Source organism: Agrobacterium sp., from assembly GCF_059499945.1.
In genome coordinates, this window is the sequence record NZ_JCABZP010000015.1 from 19,586 (window position 1) to 36,684 (window position 17,099).

The 17,099-nt window shown below is 59.1% G+C and carries 14 protein-coding genes; 5 read left to right on the plus strand and 9 right to left on the minus strand.

Going from position 1 to position 17,099, the window contains the following annotated elements; genetic code table 11:
- The first annotated feature begins 20 nt into the window (after positions 1-20).
- Both AC5I5B_RS17640 and AC5I5B_RS17645 read left to right on the plus strand, forming a co-directional pair.
- Complete coding sequence (locus tag AC5I5B_RS17640) at positions 21-1,592, plus strand: O-antigen ligase family protein (protein WP_099087287.1); 1,572 nt, start codon at positions 21-23, stop codon at positions 1,590-1,592.
- A 74-nt stretch (positions 1,593-1,666) separates the two neighbouring features.
- A complete protein-coding gene (locus AC5I5B_RS17645; protein ID WP_111833903.1) occupies positions 1,667-2,872 on the plus strand; it encodes a glycosyltransferase family 4 protein in 1,206 nt (401 codons plus the stop codon).
- Positions 2,873-2,913: 41 nt separating this feature from the next.
- Here AC5I5B_RS17645 and AC5I5B_RS17650 read toward each other — a convergent pair whose 3' ends face one another.
- Both AC5I5B_RS17650 and AC5I5B_RS17655 read right to left on the minus strand, forming a co-directional pair.
- The gene (locus AC5I5B_RS17650) at positions 2,914-4,008 is read right to left on the minus strand and encodes a glycosyltransferase family 4 protein (protein WP_099087289.1); all 1,095 of its coding nucleotides are present in this window, start codon (positions 4,006-4,008) and stop codon (positions 2,914-2,916) included.
- Positions 4,009-4,063: 55 nt separating this feature from the next.
- A complete protein-coding gene (locus tag AC5I5B_RS17655) occupies positions 4,064-5,212 on the minus strand; it encodes a glycosyltransferase family 4 protein (protein ID WP_111833904.1) in 1,149 nt (382 codons plus the stop codon).
- Between the two features lie 412 nt (positions 5,213-5,624).
- Between AC5I5B_RS17655 and AC5I5B_RS17660 the strand changes: the two genes are divergently transcribed.
- Both AC5I5B_RS17660 and AC5I5B_RS17665 read left to right on the plus strand, forming a co-directional pair.
- Positions 5,625-6,959: an SGNH/GDSL hydrolase family protein gene (locus tag AC5I5B_RS17660; RefSeq protein ID WP_162695479.1), complete on the plus strand. Its 1,335-nt coding sequence runs from the start codon at positions 5,625-5,627 to the stop codon at positions 6,957-6,959.
- 138 nt (positions 6,960-7,097) lie between these two features.
- Positions 7,098-8,522 (plus strand): O-antigen ligase family protein, encoded by a 1,425-nt coding sequence (locus tag AC5I5B_RS17665; protein ID WP_162694578.1) that lies wholly within the window; start codon positions 7,098-7,100, stop codon positions 8,520-8,522.
- A 54-nt stretch (positions 8,523-8,576) separates the two neighbouring features.
- On the opposite strand, the gene greA is transcribed toward AC5I5B_RS17665, so the two are convergent.
- Positions 8,577-9,059, minus strand: a complete 483-nt coding sequence (gene greA / locus AC5I5B_RS17670; protein ID WP_003509544.1) for a transcription elongation factor GreA — start codon at positions 9,057-9,059, stop codon at positions 8,577-8,579.
- Between the two features lie 274 nt (positions 9,060-9,333).
- On the opposite strand from greA, the gene eglC reads away from it, so the two are divergent.
- Positions 9,334-10,731, plus strand: coding sequence for an endo-1,3-1,4-beta-glycanase EglC (gene eglC, locus AC5I5B_RS17675; RefSeq protein ID WP_035213495.1), 1,398 nt, complete (start codon positions 9,334-9,336; stop codon positions 10,729-10,731).
- A 78-nt stretch (positions 10,732-10,809) separates the two neighbouring features.
- Here eglC and AC5I5B_RS17680 read toward each other — a convergent pair whose 3' ends face one another.
- From AC5I5B_RS17680 to AC5I5B_RS17705, 6 genes are all read right to left on the minus strand, one after another.
- On the minus strand, positions 10,810-11,724 hold the full coding sequence (locus tag AC5I5B_RS17680; protein WP_003509546.1) for a TIM barrel protein: 915 nt from the start codon (positions 11,722-11,724) through the stop codon (positions 10,810-10,812).
- Between the two features lie 26 nt (positions 11,725-11,750).
- Entirely contained in the window at positions 11,751-12,476 is a 726-nt protein-coding gene (gene ugpQ / locus AC5I5B_RS17685; RefSeq protein ID WP_003509547.1) for a glycerophosphodiester phosphodiesterase, read from the minus strand.
- Positions 12,477-12,487: 11 nt separating this feature from the next.
- Positions 12,488-13,600, minus strand: coding sequence for an ABC transporter ATP-binding protein (locus AC5I5B_RS17690; protein ID WP_003509548.1), 1,113 nt, complete (start codon positions 13,598-13,600; stop codon positions 12,488-12,490).
- Between the two features lie 5 nt (positions 13,601-13,605).
- Complete coding sequence (locus tag AC5I5B_RS17695) at positions 13,606-14,682, minus strand: carbohydrate ABC transporter permease (RefSeq protein ID WP_003509549.1); 1,077 nt, start codon at positions 14,680-14,682, stop codon at positions 13,606-13,608.
- Positions 14,682-15,593 carry a carbohydrate ABC transporter permease gene (locus tag AC5I5B_RS17700; protein WP_003509551.1) on the minus strand — a complete coding sequence of 304 codons (912 nt, stop codon included), beginning with the start codon at positions 15,591-15,593 and terminating at the stop codon, positions 14,682-14,684. Before AC5I5B_RS17700 ends, AC5I5B_RS17695 begins: the two co-directional genes overlap by 1 nt.
- A 68-nt stretch (positions 15,594-15,661) precedes the next feature.
- A complete protein-coding gene (locus tag AC5I5B_RS17705; protein WP_111833907.1) occupies positions 15,662-17,035 on the minus strand; it encodes an ABC transporter substrate-binding protein in 1,374 nt (457 codons plus the stop codon).
- Between the last annotated feature and the right edge of the window lie 64 nt (positions 17,036-17,099).

Genomic DNA, 17,099 nt, shown 5'->3' on the forward strand with positions numbered 1-17,099 from the left:
TTCCGACAAAGCCCAAAGACATGTCGCTTACCGAAGCCCGATCAGAACCGCTCTCCTCCCCGCAGCCTCCATCGGCGGCAGTTCGGGACCGTGTCCGGCCGGTCGCAATCGTCGCGTTCTGGGCGATCTTTCTGCTGGCGCTTCTCAATCGGGGCGCAACGGAAATCGAAAGCCGCATCGTTGTCACGGCCGCCATCTATCTCCTGCTGGTGCCATCGATCCTCCTGTTCGGACCTCCCAAGGCCGGTGCAGGCAAGGTACTTGCGGCGGCCTGCCTTTTGTTGGGAGCGCTTATCGTGCAGATGCTGCTGCAGGCATCCCCCCTGCCCGGCATCGCGCGCGCCAACCCGGCCTGGTCCACCGCTGCCATGTTCATGCAGAATGCGCCAGCCGCAACGATCTCACTGACGCCTGCGGATGACCGACTCGGCCTCATGAGCGCCGCCCTGCCTTTCGGCGTCTTCATGACCGGCCTTGTGATTTTCGATACCGACGAGCGTGCGGCCAAGACGCTGCGATGGTTTGCAATCGCCGGGGGCTGGCTCGCGCTGTTTTCGATCGTGCAATTCGTGCTTTTTCCCGAAGCTCTCGGCTTCATCCAGAAACGCTTTTATCTCGGCAGCCTCACCGGCGTCTTTGTCAACCGCAATACCGCCGCAACCTTCTTCGGTCTCATTCTTCTGACGCTCGCCGTATTATTACACAAAAGTCTCCTCGCTCCGGATTGGGCGAGAGTAAAGGCGCTCGTGGCAAACCGCCTGACCGTGCCGACTGAGCAGAAAAAACTCATCCGCAGAGCCGCTTTTCTCGGGGTACTAGCGGGCTTTTGCTTCATCGCATTGATGCTGACGGGGTCACGCGCCGGGATCGGATCAAGCCTCGCAGCGTTGATTTTCCTGATCCTTCTGATTGTGTTCAATTCTCCCGCCAGAACCGGCCGCAACGGGGTCTCCGGCCGGCGCAGGCAGCGTGGGACGAGACGTCGCGCCGCGCTCCTGATCGCGATCGCCATCGCCCTGTTTGCACTTTTCGCCAACCGGGTGGCGCTTCGCATGGAAACACGTTTGGAAGATGACATGCGCTTCTGCTACATGCCGGGCATCGCGCGCGCCATCGCCGACAATTGGCCGCTGGGATCGGGTCTGGCAAGCTTTACGGACATCTATGCGCCCTATCATGCCGCGCGATGCGGGGTGGACGCCGTCGTCACCCATGCCCACAATGTCTATGCCGAGGGGCTGCTGACACTCGGCGCGGCCTTCCCGTTTTACCTCGCTTTTTTTGTGCTCATCCAACTGGTGATCTTTATTCGCGGGGTACGGAAACGCAGAAATTATCGTTATGCCTCTCATCTCGGCCTTGCGGCGCTGCTGCTTGTGCTGCTGCATTCGACGCTTGATTTTTCGCTGCAGATTCCCGGCTTCGCCATGGCCTATGCCGTTTTCCTCGCCCCGGTCGTCACGCTTTGCCTGAACCCGCCCGGAATGGAACGGGAAGGACGCAAAAGGCAGAGACAATCTCCGGCCGAAGCTGCAATGCCGGCACCGATCCATTCAAGCCGGACGGCACAAACTCCGCTTCGTCTGCCATGACAGGAGTTTGGCATTGGTTCGCGGATGCAACATAATTGTCGTGATCTTAACGCCATGGGCGCAGGAATTTGAGCATGCGGATATTGCAGATAACCTCGCTATTTGCTCCGGATCGGGTGGGCGGTGCGGAAATATTCGTGGAGGACCTCGCGCGTGGACTTGCCGATAAAGGACACACGATCGCGGTGGCCGCCATCTCCCGTAAAGAGCAGGCAGCGGAACAGCGCGACGGTTTTGCCATTCACCGCCTAGGGCACACCACGCCGTTCTTCATCGGCGACTGGGGGCAACAACCGGAATGGAAGCGGAAATACTACAAGATCGCCGTGCAGCTGGATCCGCGCCTCGTTCGCCGGCTTGCGCGTGTCATCGATGATTTCCGGCCGGACGTGGTCAATACCCACTCGCTCTCGGAACTGACGCCGCTGATATGGCCGATGATCCGCAAACGCGGCATTCCGCTCGTTCATTCGCTGCATGATTTCACGAGCATGTGCACCAACGGATCGCTGTTTCACGACGGGCATATCTGCGATGGCAGAAGCAAAAAATGCCGCGCCTTTTCTTACCTCCATCGGCGTTGCCAATGCGCGGTTGATGCGGTTGCCGGCGTTGGTCGCGATATCGTCGAGCGCCATGTGCGGGCCGGCTTTTTTACCCAGGTGCCCGAAAACCGCCGCACGGTGATCTGGAATGCGATTTCACCACCGGCTTCGCCGCAACCGCGCCTCCCCCGCGCGCCGGGAGAGCCGCTCGTCTTCGGTTATCTGGGCCGCATCGAAGCGGCGAAGGGAGCGGACCTGCTGATCGAGGCCCTGCAGCTCCTGCCGCCGCAAGGCTGGCGACTGGTCATGGCGGGCCGCGCGCCTGATGGTATCGAGGCCTATCAGCAAAAGACAGCCGGCCTTCCGGTAACGTTTCCGGGCTATGTGGAGGCCGATCATTTCTTCGCCGGCATAGACTGCCTCATCGTCCCGCCCTTATGGCCGGAGGCTTTCGGACGTACCGTCGCCGAAGCCATTCTGCGCGGCGTACCCGTCATCGGCGCAAATCTTGCGGGCGTTGCCGAACAGATCGGCGCGGACAGGCCGGAACGCCTGTTCGCGCCGGGCAATGCCGCCGAACTGGCCGCGCGCATGGCGGAGGCCATGCGCAATCCCGCCATGCTCGAGGAAACCCCTGAAACCCGGGAGCGAATTCGGCAAGGTGTCGCACCCGAAGGGGTCGTCGCAGCCTATGAAAAGCTCTATTCGGATGTGCGTAGAACCGACGACGCATGAACCGTCACTGTCGAGACAAGGCGCTTGGGCATCCCCTGGTCTCAACGCCGCGCTTGAAAAAGCTGCGCGTAGCTCTCCGCCGCCTTCTGCCACGAATATAATTTACGGTTCTCATAACCTGCCTGGCGAAGATTGTCTGCGAGTTCCGGATTCCCCAGAAGCCGCTCAAGCGCGTCAACAAGGCTTTGAGTGTCCGCCGGATCGAAAGTCAGGGCGCCATTGCCGGCGATCTCCGGCGTTGCGGAACGGTTGGAGCAGACGACCGGGCATCCCAGCTGCTGCGCCTCCAGCACAGGCAGGCAGAACCCCTCATAGGTAGAGGGTACACAAAGGCAGGCGGCATGCCGGTAAAGTTCGGCCAGCTGCCGATCATCTATGCCGGAAAGCCGGATCAGCCGGGTTTTCAATTCCGGATCAGCCAGCGCGCAGGCGATTTCCTCCGCCTCGTCGCGGCCGACATGCACGACACGCAGATCCGGCCATTTTTTTCCGAGTATGGCAAAGGCTTTGCCAAGGAGGGAAAAATTCTTGTTGGAAGTCGCGTTTCCGACCACCAATATGTAGCGCCCGGCAACAGGCGGTACCAAACCAAGAGTCTCGGGATCGACATTTAGCGTACTGTCGGAATGAATGGTAAGGCTCTTATTGGCAGCGGCAGGATAAAAACGCGCCAGATCCTTCCGCGTCGCGTCGGATACGCAGATAACCTGATCCGAGCCGGCCATCATCAGCTTGAAGATGAAATCGGTCGTCAGGGTTGCCCGCCAGCCGATCTGTTCGGGAATGGTTTTGAAATAAAGATCGTGAACAAGGGTGAGACGCCGTTTGCCGCCGAGGGGACTTCCGAAAGGATCGGCGTTAAACAGCACATCAATGCCATGCTGGCGGCAAAGCGCGGGCAGCATGGCGGCCTGATGCACCACGTCAAAAACCATGATGCGGGGCCGCGGAGTCTCGATAAGCTGCAATCGGCTGTCGCGCAGGCTTTCTGGCAGTTGCGCCCGCGTCCACGGAGAGCGCAGAATATAATCGTCACCTGTCTGCTCCAGCAGCCGCTCCAGCAGGCTGAAGGTGACGCGGGCGACACCTGAAGCCTTACCGCCATATTGGCTCGGCATGTTTACGAGAATGCGCATCCTGGCCCTTCCGCCTGCCGGCATTGCCTGTTCCTGTCGATCACCGAACGGAAGCTCACGCTGCCTCCTCCAGCAGCGCGGAAACGGACCTGCAGGTTTCCTCCAGCGAGAAACGTTGGCTCACATCCTCCCTCCCCTTTTGCGCCAGCCTTTCCGCCAGAGCCGGATCGGACAGGACGCGGCCGAGCGCTGCGGCCAGCGCAGATGGCTCTCCCGGCGGCACGAGAAGGCCCGTTTCGCCGTCACGGATGATTTCGGTAACCCCGCCGCCGCGCGTGGCGACAACCGGACGCCCGCACATCATGGCCTCGACAACCACCCGGCCGAAGGGCTCGGCAACAATTGAGGTGTGAGCAACCGCATCCATCGCCGCCATCAGTTCCGGCACATCCGAGCGGAAACCGAGGAAGCGGACACGGCCGTCGAGACCGAGACTGGACGCCTGTTCGCGGATGCGCGCCTCATAGGCCTCCTGCCCGAAAAGCGCTCCCCCGACGATCACCGCCTGCACGCCCTCCATCGCCGCAATCGCCTCCAGAAATACATGCTGTCCCTTCCATTCGCTCAGCCGGCCAAAAAGGCCGACAAGCGGTTGCGGACCGAGGCCCAGTTCCGCTCGCAGCCGCGCGGCCTTGCCCGGCTCGTAGACCTTTGCCCTGGCGGGATCGAAGCCGTTGTAAACGATGCGAACCTTATTCGCCTCACCGCCGGCTTCGATGAAAGCCCGGCCCGTCTCCTCGGAGTTGACAGCCACCAGCCTGGCGAAAAGGCGCGCAAATGCCAGCGAAGCCCGACGGTTGGTGGTGCTGAAAGCGGGATCGGTGACGATATCGTGCAAAATCCAGACGAGCGGGCGACGGCTGAGCTTCGCGGCCAGCGCGCAGACAAAAAGCGCCTTTTGCGAGTTGGCGCAGATCACATCATAATGCCGCGCCTCCCGGCTCAATTGCCAGGCGACCGCCATCACATCAGCCGCTCCGCGTAACAGGGCGCCGAACGACGCATTGCGGCGGATCGACAGCATTTTTTCTCCGGCGGACAGCATGACCGGAGGCCGCCCGGCGTCAACCAAATCATCTGCGGCCGCACCACCACTGAGAAAACAAGCGCGCCAGGAATGCGGTCCACCCTTGACGAGATCAGCCAGAAAAAGTTCGGCGCCGCCCTTCTCTCCGGTATGGCTGACAAAAAGAGCGGATGTCATGGCGTCTCCCCTGCCGTAGGAGAGAACCCACGATGCGTCTGGTTTTGATTGCGGGCATGAACAGCACACCTGCGAAAAGAACCATCCTGCGCGATAGCGACAGGGATATCTTCGTCGGAGATTACAGAGAAATGCACGTTGCTAGATAAAAATACCAGCATCAGAACCTTTATTAGTAATAAAATTCAAAAATAGCAAAAGTAAAATACAAATATTCTATTTTCATACTTCAGACGAAATGCAAGAAAAATTCATGACGTTTGTTTTTATGCGCTGATCGCCATTCCGCTCCGGCATTTTTTCCCCGTGCCTCACGGCGGAATTATCCTGAGGCCAGACCAGGAGAACGAACGATGACAGCGCTCGGATACAACATATGCATATATATGGCACGAACGGAAGAGGTGGCAGCATGATCGGCGTAACGCTCGGCATCCGCCCCCGGACCATGGGCGCCATCGGTCTTTCCTTGACGGCGTTCTCTGTCCTGCGCGCCCGGCTGGCAGCGGGTCAGAATGCCACGCTGTTCGTGAACGGCGACAGCACCGCCCATGCCGAAGCCGGACCATTTCATCAATTTGCGATGATGCTCGGCGAACTGCACGATACGACGGTGGTGTTACATCGCTGGGCGGAATGGGAAACGAATGCCGCCACCGGGCCAAAAGCCTATGCGGAACCGGTCACGCTGCGCGCCGGTAAGGGGGCGAGGCTGGCGGTCTATCTCGCAACGCTGCCCGGCGGCATGGCGGGTTACATGCTCGCGGAACAGCGCGCAGCGGCGCTGAACATCCCCCGTCCGGATCTTTGCATCCTGCATCAGGGCCATAATATGCAGACCTTCGAGGTGCCTGGCGGCATTTTGAGCTCCGGGCGATCCACCCTGCTCGGCCCGCTCGGCATGACCGAATGGCAATGGCCGGGCACGCCACAGCTCATCACCACGCAGAACCCGTGGCGTGATGGGACGGGTTACGACAAGGTCTATCAGGCAATCCTCGATTTGGCCCGAGCACATCCGAACCTTACGCTGGTGGATACGCATGCGGCGTTTCTGGCGAAGGCCAAGGACGCCGCCCTTTATCGGGACAATATCCACCCGAACGATGCTGGATCGCGGCTCATTGCCCGAACCCTGTTCGATTCCTACCTCGCTTCGGCATCCGACAGCGGTTTTCAGACACCTTGCTGGCCGAAGCTGCCTGCCGCCAATCTCATAGGGAATGGTGACTTTACCGACTGGTCGGGCTCCGCTCCGACGGGCTGGGGCCTGATTGCGCCGGGCTCAGTTACCAAAACTACCGACGTCATTTTTTCTCCATCCTTCACCAGCAGCCTTGCCCTACATGCAAATGGCAGCCAGACGGCAGGACTCACTCGCTATTTCCGCAACGCGGAGGCCGCAGCAATGATCGGCAAGACCGTCTCCTTCGCCGTGCTTTACAGGAATAACGAGAGGCAGCGACTTCCATATGTCACGATGGTCGTGAAAAGCGGCGGCGCAGTCCGGACGATCGCTTGCTCCGCCCTGCAATTTGGAGGCGCCAACATCTCCGGTAACAGCGGCTGGATGTGGGCGATCGCCAACGGGATCGCCATAGATCCAGACATGAGCCCGACCGGGTATAATTTTTATCTGCGCATCCTTCCCGCATTCGGCACCAGCGCGCCCACCTCAAATGAGCCAGTTCACATTCAGCGCATCATCGCGGTCGAAGGGGATTTGCCGAAAGGCAATCTTGTCTAATGGAGAAACGGATAAAATTATCTTGCGTGGCGACGTCATCGAGCCCACTAATGGTCGCCATATTATATTTATTGCCGCGCGGTAACGCCCCTCTCTAAGGGACCGTCGAAATCCGCCTACAAAAGATAAAGGCCGCGAATGAAAAAACGAAAAAATCATGCGGCATCGCGCCTGCCCGCCCTACCGGGTTTCGTTTTGGCAATGCCGCTTTATCCTTCAAAAACAATCAATATTCCCGGCATCTTTCTGGCTATATTCGTTTTTTCCATCGGTTTCTTCATTCAGTGCAACGTGGTGACCAGCAATATCGGCCTGCGTTTCCTCAACATTACCGACATGCTGGTGCTGATGACGCTGCCCGTCATTGCGCTGCTTTACATTCGCTGCCTGACACCGTCGATCGCCCTGTTTTACCTCCTGCCGCTGACGGTCCTGTTTGCACTGACGGCCCTGTTTGCCGACGCGCGTGGCGATGGCGAATTTTATACGACGGCGATGACCTATTTTTATGCGGTCTATTTTCTCTTCTTTGCCTACATGCTGTTCAAGGAGAACCTTCTCGAACTGTTCTGCTGGGGCATGTTCGCGGGCTTCATAGCCGTGACTATCCTGCTTTTCCTTGACATCGTCATTCATGACCAGCTCGCCTCCATCGGATTGTCCTTCATGTTCGATGAAGCGGGCGTCCTGGAACTCGCGGCAAAAGGTGAAATAACGCCGCTGCTTTTGCGCGTCGAAAAGGCAGGCGGCATCTGGCCTGTGGGAAACACCGCTGGACCAGCCTTCGCACTGGCCGGAGCAGCCGCTGCCTATCTCGCCGAACGCCAAAGACGGCCCGCGCTGTTTGCGGTGTTTCTGCTCATATACCTGGCAAGCTTTACGCTCACGCTCAACCGCTCGGGTGTGTTTGCCGTGCTCGCCATCGGACTTTATTTTTACGTCCGGAATTTTTCGGTCAAAATGCTGCTCAGCACGTATTTCGGCTTTGCTTTATGCGCCCTTGTCATCGCCGCCGTTCTGCCGCTCGGCGCTTTCGACTTCGCGGGAGAGGTATTTTCGAAACGTTTTCTCGAGGACAGCAATAGCAGCAACAACTTGCATGAGCGGTGGGAGACGATCACCGGCGGTTTTCAGGTCATGTTCCTGCATCCGTTGGGCATCGGATTTACCGCTCGATATGAAGAGCTTGCGCGTATCGCAAAGATCGGTACGCCCCATAACGGCTTTATGGCCACCGCCTACGCTTCCGGCCTGGGATTTTGCATGATGAGCGCCTTTGCGCTGTTTTATGCAATTTTCCGAAAACGCAAGATCGGCTTTTTCGTCTATTCGGCGATCGGGATCATTATCGGCTATCAGTTCGAAGAGCTGAATTTCAATCCCGTCTTCATGGCCCATGTGGGGCTTGCCCTCGCCTACGCCGCCATAGATCTGGACTTCAGGCTCTTCCTGAAGACCACAGTGATGCGGATGCTGGGAACAGCAGATGACGCTCGCCACCGAGAAGAAGGAATCGTTATCGGTAATCCGGGCCTCAGCCCCTTATTGTCTGACGGCAGATAGCAACAAGAAGGCCCTTATTTTTGAGGGCCCATTTTACCCAGTCCGGCCCGGGCGTCAGGCGACTTCGATGATTTCGATCTCCCTGCCGCCCAAACTGACCAGATCACCAGCCATTTTTCCCGTCAGCACCCTTGCAACCGGGGAGACATAGGACATCGTTCCGGCAGCCGGGTCGGCCTCATCTTCGCCGACGATCCGAAACCGTTGCGTTCGTCCGTCATCGCGGCTGAACGTCACCAGACTGCCGAAGGCGACGACGCCGTCCGCTGGCGGATCAGGCATCAGTTGCGCGGTGCGGACCCGCTCGGAGAAATATCGCAGATCCCGCAACGGATTGGCGGAAATGCGCCGTCTTTCATTGATGTCTTCAATGGCATTGGCCGCCTCACAGGCTTCGCGCGCCAGCCGCAACTGCTCTTCCAGCGCCTTCAGCCCGGACTGCGTTACCAGATTGGGATGAGGCGAGATTACCCGATCCGGCAGAACGGTTTCGGCTGCGGTTTCCGCGCTGTCTTCCTTGGTAAAGGCTACGCTCAATCCTGATACTCCATTCCTCAGATGCCGCGCGGACATCTGCAATCCGCCCCGATCTTGCCATCACCCGCAGGGGTACAGCAAGAGCGCGCAGATGGTTCAAAACCCGACATATAACAGGCGGAACCGACCGATGACAACGCGCCCGTTCAACGGCTGAATGCAACCGCAGGGGAACATACCCCTTATATTTCGGCCTAACAGGAGGCTTTTTGCCCTGTTAGGGTGTGCAGCAGGAGGAGTGAGGACACCAACGCTAACGGACAGGAGACGGTTCATGGCCCGGACAGTAGTGAATGCGCTTGGAGACACACTCTATTACAGCGGCAGTTCCACCGGATTTTTCTCCGCCACGGGCTCCGGCCCGCGGCTCGCCGGCACCGCCGGCAATGATTCCATGTGGGGTGACAGCTCCGTCAACGTGACCATGGCGGGCGGCACCGGCGACGATATCTATTATCTCTATTCCGGTATCAATCGTGCCGTCGAAAATGCCGGGGAGGGCATTGACACCATCGATACCTGGATGAGTTACACCTTGCCCGACAATTTCGAGAATCTCAGGGTAACGGGTGACGGTCGTTACGCCTTCGGCAATTCACTCGACAATATCATCACCGGCGGATCGGGCAGCCAGACGATCGATGGCGGGGCCGGCAACGACGTACTGATCGGTGGCGGCGGGGCCGACACTTTCGTTTTTACGAGCGGTAACGGTACAGATCTCATCATGGATTTCAGCGCCAATGACACGATCCGGCTGAATGGTTACGGTATCACATCCTTCGATCAGCTGGCCGGCAACGCCACGCAGCAGGGCAGCGACCTGTGGCTCAATTTTTCAAATGGCGAGGCCATCGTTCTTGCAGGAAAAACCATAGACGACCTTCAGGCCGACCAGTTCGAGCTCAGCCTCGATCGATCCTCTCTCACCCAGACCTTTGCCGATGAATTCGACGCGCTGTCCCTGCACAGCGGCAATCAGGGCACCTGGGACGCCAAATATTGGTGGGCACCCGAAAAGGGGAGCTCGCTGACGACGAATGGTGAGGCGCAATGGTACATCAACCCCTCTTATGCCGGCACGTCGGAGGTCAATCCGTTCAGCGTTGCAAACGGCGTCCTGACGATAACCGCCGAGAAAACCGCGCAATCGATTGCCGATGAAGTCGAGGGTTACGATTATACCTCCGGCATGCTGAACACCTATTCCTCCTTCAGCCAGACCTATGGATATTTCGAAATTCGCGCCGATATGCCGACCGACCGGGGCGCCTGGCCTGCCTTCTGGCTCCTGCCCGAAGACGGCTCCTGGCCGCCGGAACTCGATGTCATCGAAATGCGCGGCCAGAATCCCAATACGCTCATCATGTCCGCCCATTCCAACGCCACCGGTGAACAGACATCGGTCATCAACAATGTCAGCGTGCCGAGCACGGAAGGGTTTCACACTTACGGCGTGTTGTGGGATGCCGAACACATAACCTGGTATTTCGACGATGTCGCCGTGGCGCAGACGGAGACGCCTGACGATATGCATGACCCGATGTATATGGTCGTCAACCTTGCCGTCGGCGGAACCGCGGGAACACCATCGGATGCTGATTTCAGCGACGGCTCGCAGATGATGATCGATTATATCAGGGCCTATTCGCTCTCCGACTGGGCAGCGTAGACCAAAAACACCGGCAGTCGCATCGGGACTGCCGGTGTTTCAAACATCAGCCTGTCGAATTACACCTTGTTCAGGCCATCACTCGGCTGCGAGTTGGGTGCGGGCGGCATTAAGCGACATCAGATGCCGCGCCGTTTCGAGGCTTGCCGGCTGCTCGGCGCGGTAACGGCGGCCGATTTCCATCATCAGCACGGTATCGGGCAGGAACGAAAGTTCGGAGAAGATGCCCTGCCAGTCGATATCGCCCCAGCCGAGCGGCATGTGCAGATCGCCGATGCCAAGCGCCGTGTTTTCCTGGGCAAAATAAGGCTGATAAAAGCCCTGCGGGCGGCCGAAGGAATCGTGCACATGCAGATGGCCGGCAACCGGCGCCATGGCGCGAAGCTCATCGCGGAAATCGAGGCCACGATAGGTGGATTCGAGATAGGCATGGCTGAAGTCGATCAGCGCCACGACATTGTCGTGACCGACAGCCTTCACGGTCGCAGCCACTTCGGCCGGCGTCTGGCGGTATTGGCCGGGCTCGGTGGAGAAGATATTCTCAAGGGCGATACGCACGCCATAGGGCCTGCAGAACTCCGCCAGTTCGAAAAGCGCTTCCCGCTCGCGGCTGTCGGCATCGGCCCGTTCGGCGATCTGGTCGGCACGCAGGGCGCCGCTGTGCTGGACGAGGATGCCTGCGCCGATACGGTCACAGAGAACGGCAAGCGCCTTGGCCGCATCGATCTGGTAACGGCATGTCACCGGGTCCATGAAATTCGAAGAGACGAGACCGTGCACGGTGTAGCGGAAGTCGAACTGCTTTGCGAGCGACACGAAACGGTCGGCGCGCTCCTCGATGATCCGGCCGCCAGCGATCATATCGAGGCTTGTTGCGGCGATTTCTACGGTGTCGCAGCCAATTTCGGCAAGCGCGCGAAGATCGCTTTCAAGGGTGGCCAGTTCGCCATCGTCCGAGCCGGCGTTGAAGCCGGTACCTATAAGATTGCTCATGTCATGATCTCCAAGGGGAAGGAAGGTTATGCGAATTCAGGGAGCTGCGCGGTACGGCGCATCGTATCGAACAGGTCCGGGCGGTCGATGTTGACGTAGTCTACCCCGGCCAATGCGATCTCTTTATGAAGGTCGATGTCATCACCGCCGTAATAGACCATGATTTCGAGACCGGCCTTGCGGCATGCCGCGACAAGACCGGGCCGCCGCATCTGTGCCGGCGTGATCTCTATGATCGAGGCATGGTGCACGGCCGTCGCCAGCGAAGGCGACTTCGCAATGTCGAGCGTCATCATCTTGCGGAATTCGGGTGCGATGGCCTGCAGACCGCGGCGCATTTCCTCGGAAAAGGAGAAAAAGAAAGTATCGCGCAACATGCCGAGATCGCGCACCAGGGCGGCGACCTTGACGGGATCGCAATATTTCAGCTCGACATAAACGCCGCAGCGGCCGCGCAAATGGCGAAGATAGGCATCAAGACGCGGCACCACAGCGCCCTTGAAGTTTTCCCCGAACCAGCTGCCCGCATCCAGCGCATCGATCTCGCTCGACAGGGCATGGCCGATAGGCCCGGTACCGTCGGTCGTGCGGTCAAGCGTTTCGTCGTGAAAGACATACAGTATGCCATCCGCACTCTCGCGCACATCAAGCTCGATATAATCCGCACCCTGCTCTAGAGCGAGATCGGCGGCGGCAAAGGTGTTTTCGGGCGCGAAACGGTTGGCGCCGCGATGGGAGACAATTTTGGGCATGGAATGTCCTGTCAGTTTACGGGTTCCGGCTGACGCGCCGGCGTGGTCGAATTGTGGGAAAGATCGGCGTGCAGTCCGGCAATGCGGTTGCCGGCTGCGTCAAAAACAAGGGTCAGACCGGATTTGCAGCTGATGCCAACCCGCTCACCGGGCGCATGCCTTATCGTCTCGCCATATTCCAGCGCATGGATGACACCTGCGGGTGTGTCGATGCTGTAGAAAACCTCGCGCCCCATCGGCTCGACGGTGGCGACCGCCCCTTCAAGCCACGCTTCGGCTGGCTTGGTAAGGGTGATATCCTCGGGGCGCAGCCCGAAGGTGATCTCACCGTCGCAACGGGCATTGATGTCGAGGCGGGCATCGCCGATCCGCAGCTGCTCGCCCTGCGCCTGCCCCTTCAAGAGGTTCATCGGCGGCGTGCCGATGAACCCGGCGACGAACAGGTTGTTGGGCCGGCGATAAAGATCGTCTGGCGTACCGATCTGTGCAATGGCGCCATTATTCATGCAGATGATCCTGTCCGCCATGGTGATCGCCTCGATCTGGTCATGGGTGACGATCAGAGTGGTGATCTTCAGCCGCTTCTGCAGGTTTTTCAGCTCGGCCCGCATCGTGATGCGCAGGGTCGCATCGAGATTGGAGAGCGGCTCGTCCAGAAGCAGGATATTCGGTTCCTTGACCAACGCTCTAGCCAGCGCCACACGCTGCTGCTGACCGCCGGAAAGCTGCGAGGGCCGCCGGTCGAGCAACGCGCTGATCTGCACGAGGCTTGCCGCCTCCTCCACCCGCCGCGCCGCCTCCTCGCGCGGCACATTCTTGAAACGCAGCGGAAAGGCGATGTTCTGCCGTACCGTCAGATTGGGATAAAGCGCATAGGACTGGAAGACGATGCCGACATTGCGGTCGCGCGCATCGATGCGGTTGACGTTGTGGCCGTCGAAGGCGATCTCTCCGCCGGTCGGCGCGTAAAGCCCGGCGAGCAGGAAAAGCGTGGTCGATTTTCCGCATCCCGACGGGCCGAGAACGGCGACGAATTCGCCGTCTTCGATCGTCAGCGTCATGGGTTGCAGAACCCGGGTGTCACCCCAGCTTTTGGTGACTTTGTCGAGGGTGATCCTGGCCATGGCGATTATCCTTTGATCCCGCCGAAACTCATCTGGGTGATGTATTTCTGGGTGAAGATGTAAATGATCAGCACAGGCAGCAGATAGATGATGCCGACAGCGGCGATCATGCCGTAATTCACGCCCACGCTGTCCTGTGCCACGAAGAAGAGGTAGAGGCTCATCGTCATCTGGCTTTTTTCGATGAGCAGGGTCTGGACAAAGACATATTCTTCCCAGCCCCGCAGAAAGGTGAAGGTGGCGACAGCTATCAGCCCGCTTCTGACCTGCGGCAGAACCACCATGCGAAAGGCCTGGAAACGGGTCGCGCCATCCGTGACGGCACTCATCTCGATGTCCCAGGGGACATTGTCGAAGAAGCCCTTGAGAACGAAGATCGCAAAGGGCAATTCCAGCGCGCTCATGACCAGCACGACACCGAAGAGATTGTTGAGCAGCCCCATGTAGTGCAACTGCACGAAGATCGCGACAGTCAGCGCCAGTGCGGGAAATGCGTGGAGCAGCAGAAGTCCGCGCAGGATGTTTTCACGTCCGGCAAAGGCAAAGCGCGACAGTGCATAGGCAGCCGGCGTGGCGACCAGCGCAACGATCAGGGTCTGGGAAGCGGCAAACAGCAGCGAGCTGCGCATGGCTGTCCAGACGGACGGCATCAGCGCAATGCGGGTATTGCCGGTTTTCTCGATGTCACGGCTCCACAGGAAGCTGTAATTCTCGATGGTCAGATGCGGCAGCACAAGCACGAAGACCAGCGCCGCCACCACGACGCCGAGCGCGAGCCAGAGCAGTGCGGGGTTGCGCAGGCGTGCTGAAAACAGCGCGATCGCAATCGCCCCGAAATAGGCCAGCGCGGCAATCGCGCCGCTGCGCCACAGCACCAGCCGGCTGAGATTGTCGTCGGAACTGGTCAGCGATTTCACCAGCAGCCAGAGATAGGGCAGGAGAACCGGGACGGAGACGACCGTGAGAAACACGAGGATGACGGGAAGGAAGCCGACACGATGGGCGCGGCTGCGTCTTTCAAGATGCGCCCAGTCCGGTTTCAGATCGGAGGCGCGCCGGGCGTGGCTTTGAACGAGCGTCATCACAGCACCTCGATTTTGGCGGGGGCAAAGGTCGCGCGCATGTTGCTGACGCGCCATTGAACGAGGGTCACGGCGACGCCGATGGCCATCAGGCCGAGCGCCAGCGCCGCGCCATAGGCGTAAGCACCGTTTTCGAAGGCGCGCCGGTAGATATAAAGCGCATAGGTGGTGCTGTCGTAGACAGGGCCGCCGCCGGTGATCAGCAGGATATATTCATAGGTCGTCATCAGCGACAGCGCCTGATAGAGCGTGATGAAACGGATCGGAGCCGAAAGCGCCGGTGCGATAACGTGGCGGAGCACGCCCCATTCGCTGGCGCCATCGACGCGCGCCGCATTGGCGAGATGCGAGGGTATCGAGCGGATCGATGATGTCAGGATGACCATGGCGAAGGATGCGCCGACGACGCCGTTCGCCACCACCACCAGAAACAGCGGAAAGTCGTTGCGCAGGTTGAGCGCCGGTGCGCCGAGCATACCGAGGAACTGGTTGAGCAGGCCGGAGGAGGTCGGATCGGCAATCCATATCCAGAGCACGCCGTAAAGCACGGCCGGGCTCATGCGCGGCAGCAGCCACAGGCCGCGGAAGAAATTGCCCAGCCTGTCGGGTATCGCCGTCGTCGTGACCGCCAGAAGCGCGCCGAGGCCGATATTGAAGAGAAACAGCGTTGCGCCGACATAGATGAATGTCGTCAAAAGCACGACCGGCAGGCGTACATCACGCTGCACCATGCGCTGGAAATTCTCGACCGTGAATTTGCCGACCTTCAGATTCGCGCCCATATCGGTAAAGGCGATCACCAGATTGACGACGATCGGCGCCAGGAAAAAGACGCCGAGCAGGGCAAGAGCCGGCGCCAGATAAAAAATCGGCCGGGCCGGACGACGCGCCCTGAGCTGGAACTGAGACATTGGGATATACCGGTGGGAACACGGGAAAGCCGCCCGGCGTAACCGGGCGGCGTGGTGTCTGATAAAACTCAGTTGCTTGCGGCTTCGCGGATTTCGATATCCGCGCCAAATTGCAGTTCGAGTTCGTCGGCGATGAAATCGACCGCCTGTTCGGCCGTCATCTTGCCGGTCTCGACCGCCTGCAGGCCGCTGAACAGCACCTTGTTGTAGCTGCCGAACTTGGTGTGATTAGGCACGAACCGTGCGTCCTTCATCATCGGCGATGCGGCGGAAAGAACCCAGTTGTCGCGGTATTTCGGCATGGCCGTCTGCGCGTTGCTGATGGCGGTGTGATAGGAAGTGACGGCGTGCTCGTTGTTGAAATAGGGCAAGGTCGCCAGCGCCACGAGATCGGCGGCAATATCGGCATTGGCACTCTTCGGGTTGACGGTATAGAGCAACGGATGCGACAGGTTGACCGGTTTGCCGCCCTTTTCGGCTGCCGGTGCGGAAATCCAGCCGATCTTGTTGAAATATCCTTCGCGATCGGTCGGCCAGGTTGCGCCGTTCTTGTCACCAACCTGCCAGGCAACGGCCCACACGCCCTGATGGAAGATGAAGGCCTTTTCCTGTTTGAAGGCGGTCTGGATGGCTTCCCAGCTCATGGCGGTATTGTCGACCGGCGTGACGCCCTGCTTGGCGTTGCGCTCATACCAGCCGAGCGCCTTCACCATTTCCGCCTTGGGGAAGACAAGCTTGCCGGTCTTTTCGTCCATGAACTTCACGCCATAGGACTGAAACACCATCAGATAGTCGATACCGACATTCGGGCGATGCAGCATGCCATATTGAGCGGCCTTGCCGTCGACCACTTCCTTCGACAGCGCGGTCAGATCATCGAGCGTGAATTCACCGGCATCGACCTTGGCCGGCAGGCTTTCGATAAAGGCCTCGTCCTTGCCGATCTTGCGCAGCATGTCCTTATTGTAGAAGAACATGCGGATTTCCGCGTCCTGTGGAATACCGTAAATCTTGCCGTCGGTGCCCTTGGCCGAATTCCAGAGGACCGGAAGAATATCGCCATAGACCCACGGGCCGGCGGCGATCCTGTCTTCCATCGGCATGGCATAACCGTCCTGCGCGAACTGGCCAATCCATTCATGCGGCAGAATGTAGATATCCGGCCCCTGCCCCACCGAAAATGCCTTCAGCGTATCGAGAGCGAAACCGTCCCAGCCCTGCACGCTGCTATTGTTCGTGTCGATGACGATGCGCTTGTCGACGCCGGCGGCCTTGAACTGCGCGTTCATGATGCCGGCCGCCGCTTCAATGTTGGTGACGCGGGCGGGCGCGTTCTTGTCGGCGAGCGTCCAGAGTTTGACGTTGATGTCTTCGGCAAAGGCAATGGCCGGCAAAAGTGCGCCGATGGCGACCGTGGCCGCCAGGGAAAGAGATTTAAACATGAGGTGCATTCCCGTTGAAACTGATTATTTAATTAAGTTGCTTAATTTACAGCTTTATGACATT

What these genes read in the sequence shown, in the direction of transcription:
- AC5I5B_RS17640 (WP_099087287.1), top strand. Translation starts at nt 21, where the DNA reads ATGTCGCTTACCGAAGCCCGATCAGAACCGCTCTCCTCCCCGCAGCCT.
- AC5I5B_RS17645 (WP_111833903.1), top strand. Translation starts at nt 1,667, where the DNA reads ATGCGGATATTGCAGATAACCTCGCTATTTGCTCCGGATCGGGTGGGC.
- AC5I5B_RS17650 (WP_099087289.1), bottom strand. Translation starts at nt 4,008, where the DNA reads ATGCGCATTCTCGTAAACATGCCGAGCCAATATGGCGGTAAGGCTTCA.
- AC5I5B_RS17655 (WP_111833904.1), bottom strand. Translation starts at nt 5,212, where the DNA reads ATGACATCCGCTCTTTTTGTCAGCCATACCGGAGAGAAGGGCGGCGCC.
- AC5I5B_RS17660 (WP_162695479.1), top strand. Translation starts at nt 5,625, where the DNA reads ATGATCGGCGTAACGCTCGGCATCCGCCCCCGGACCATGGGCGCCATC.
- AC5I5B_RS17665 (WP_162694578.1), top strand. Translation starts at nt 7,098, where the DNA reads ATGAAAAAACGAAAAAATCATGCGGCATCGCGCCTGCCCGCCCTACCG.
- eglC (WP_035213495.1), top strand. Translation starts at nt 9,334, where the DNA reads ATGGCCCGGACAGTAGTGAATGCGCTTGGAGACACACTCTATTACAGC.
- AC5I5B_RS17680 (WP_003509546.1), bottom strand. Translation starts at nt 11,724, where the DNA reads ATGAGCAATCTTATAGGTACCGGCTTCAACGCCGGCTCGGACGATGGC.
- ugpQ (WP_003509547.1), bottom strand. Translation starts at nt 12,476, where the DNA reads ATGCCCAAAATTGTCTCCCATCGCGGCGCCAACCGTTTCGCGCCCGAA.
- AC5I5B_RS17690 (WP_003509548.1), bottom strand. Translation starts at nt 13,600, where the DNA reads ATGGCCAGGATCACCCTCGACAAAGTCACCAAAAGCTGGGGTGACACC.
- AC5I5B_RS17695 (WP_003509549.1), bottom strand. Translation starts at nt 14,682, where the DNA reads ATGACGCTCGTTCAAAGCCACGCCCGGCGCGCCTCCGATCTGAAACCG.
- AC5I5B_RS17700 (WP_003509551.1), bottom strand. Translation starts at nt 15,593, where the DNA reads ATGTCTCAGTTCCAGCTCAGGGCGCGTCGTCCGGCCCGGCCGATTTTT.
- AC5I5B_RS17705 (WP_111833907.1), bottom strand. Translation starts at nt 17,035, where the DNA reads ATGTTTAAATCTCTTTCCCTGGCGGCCACGGTCGCCATCGGCGCACTT.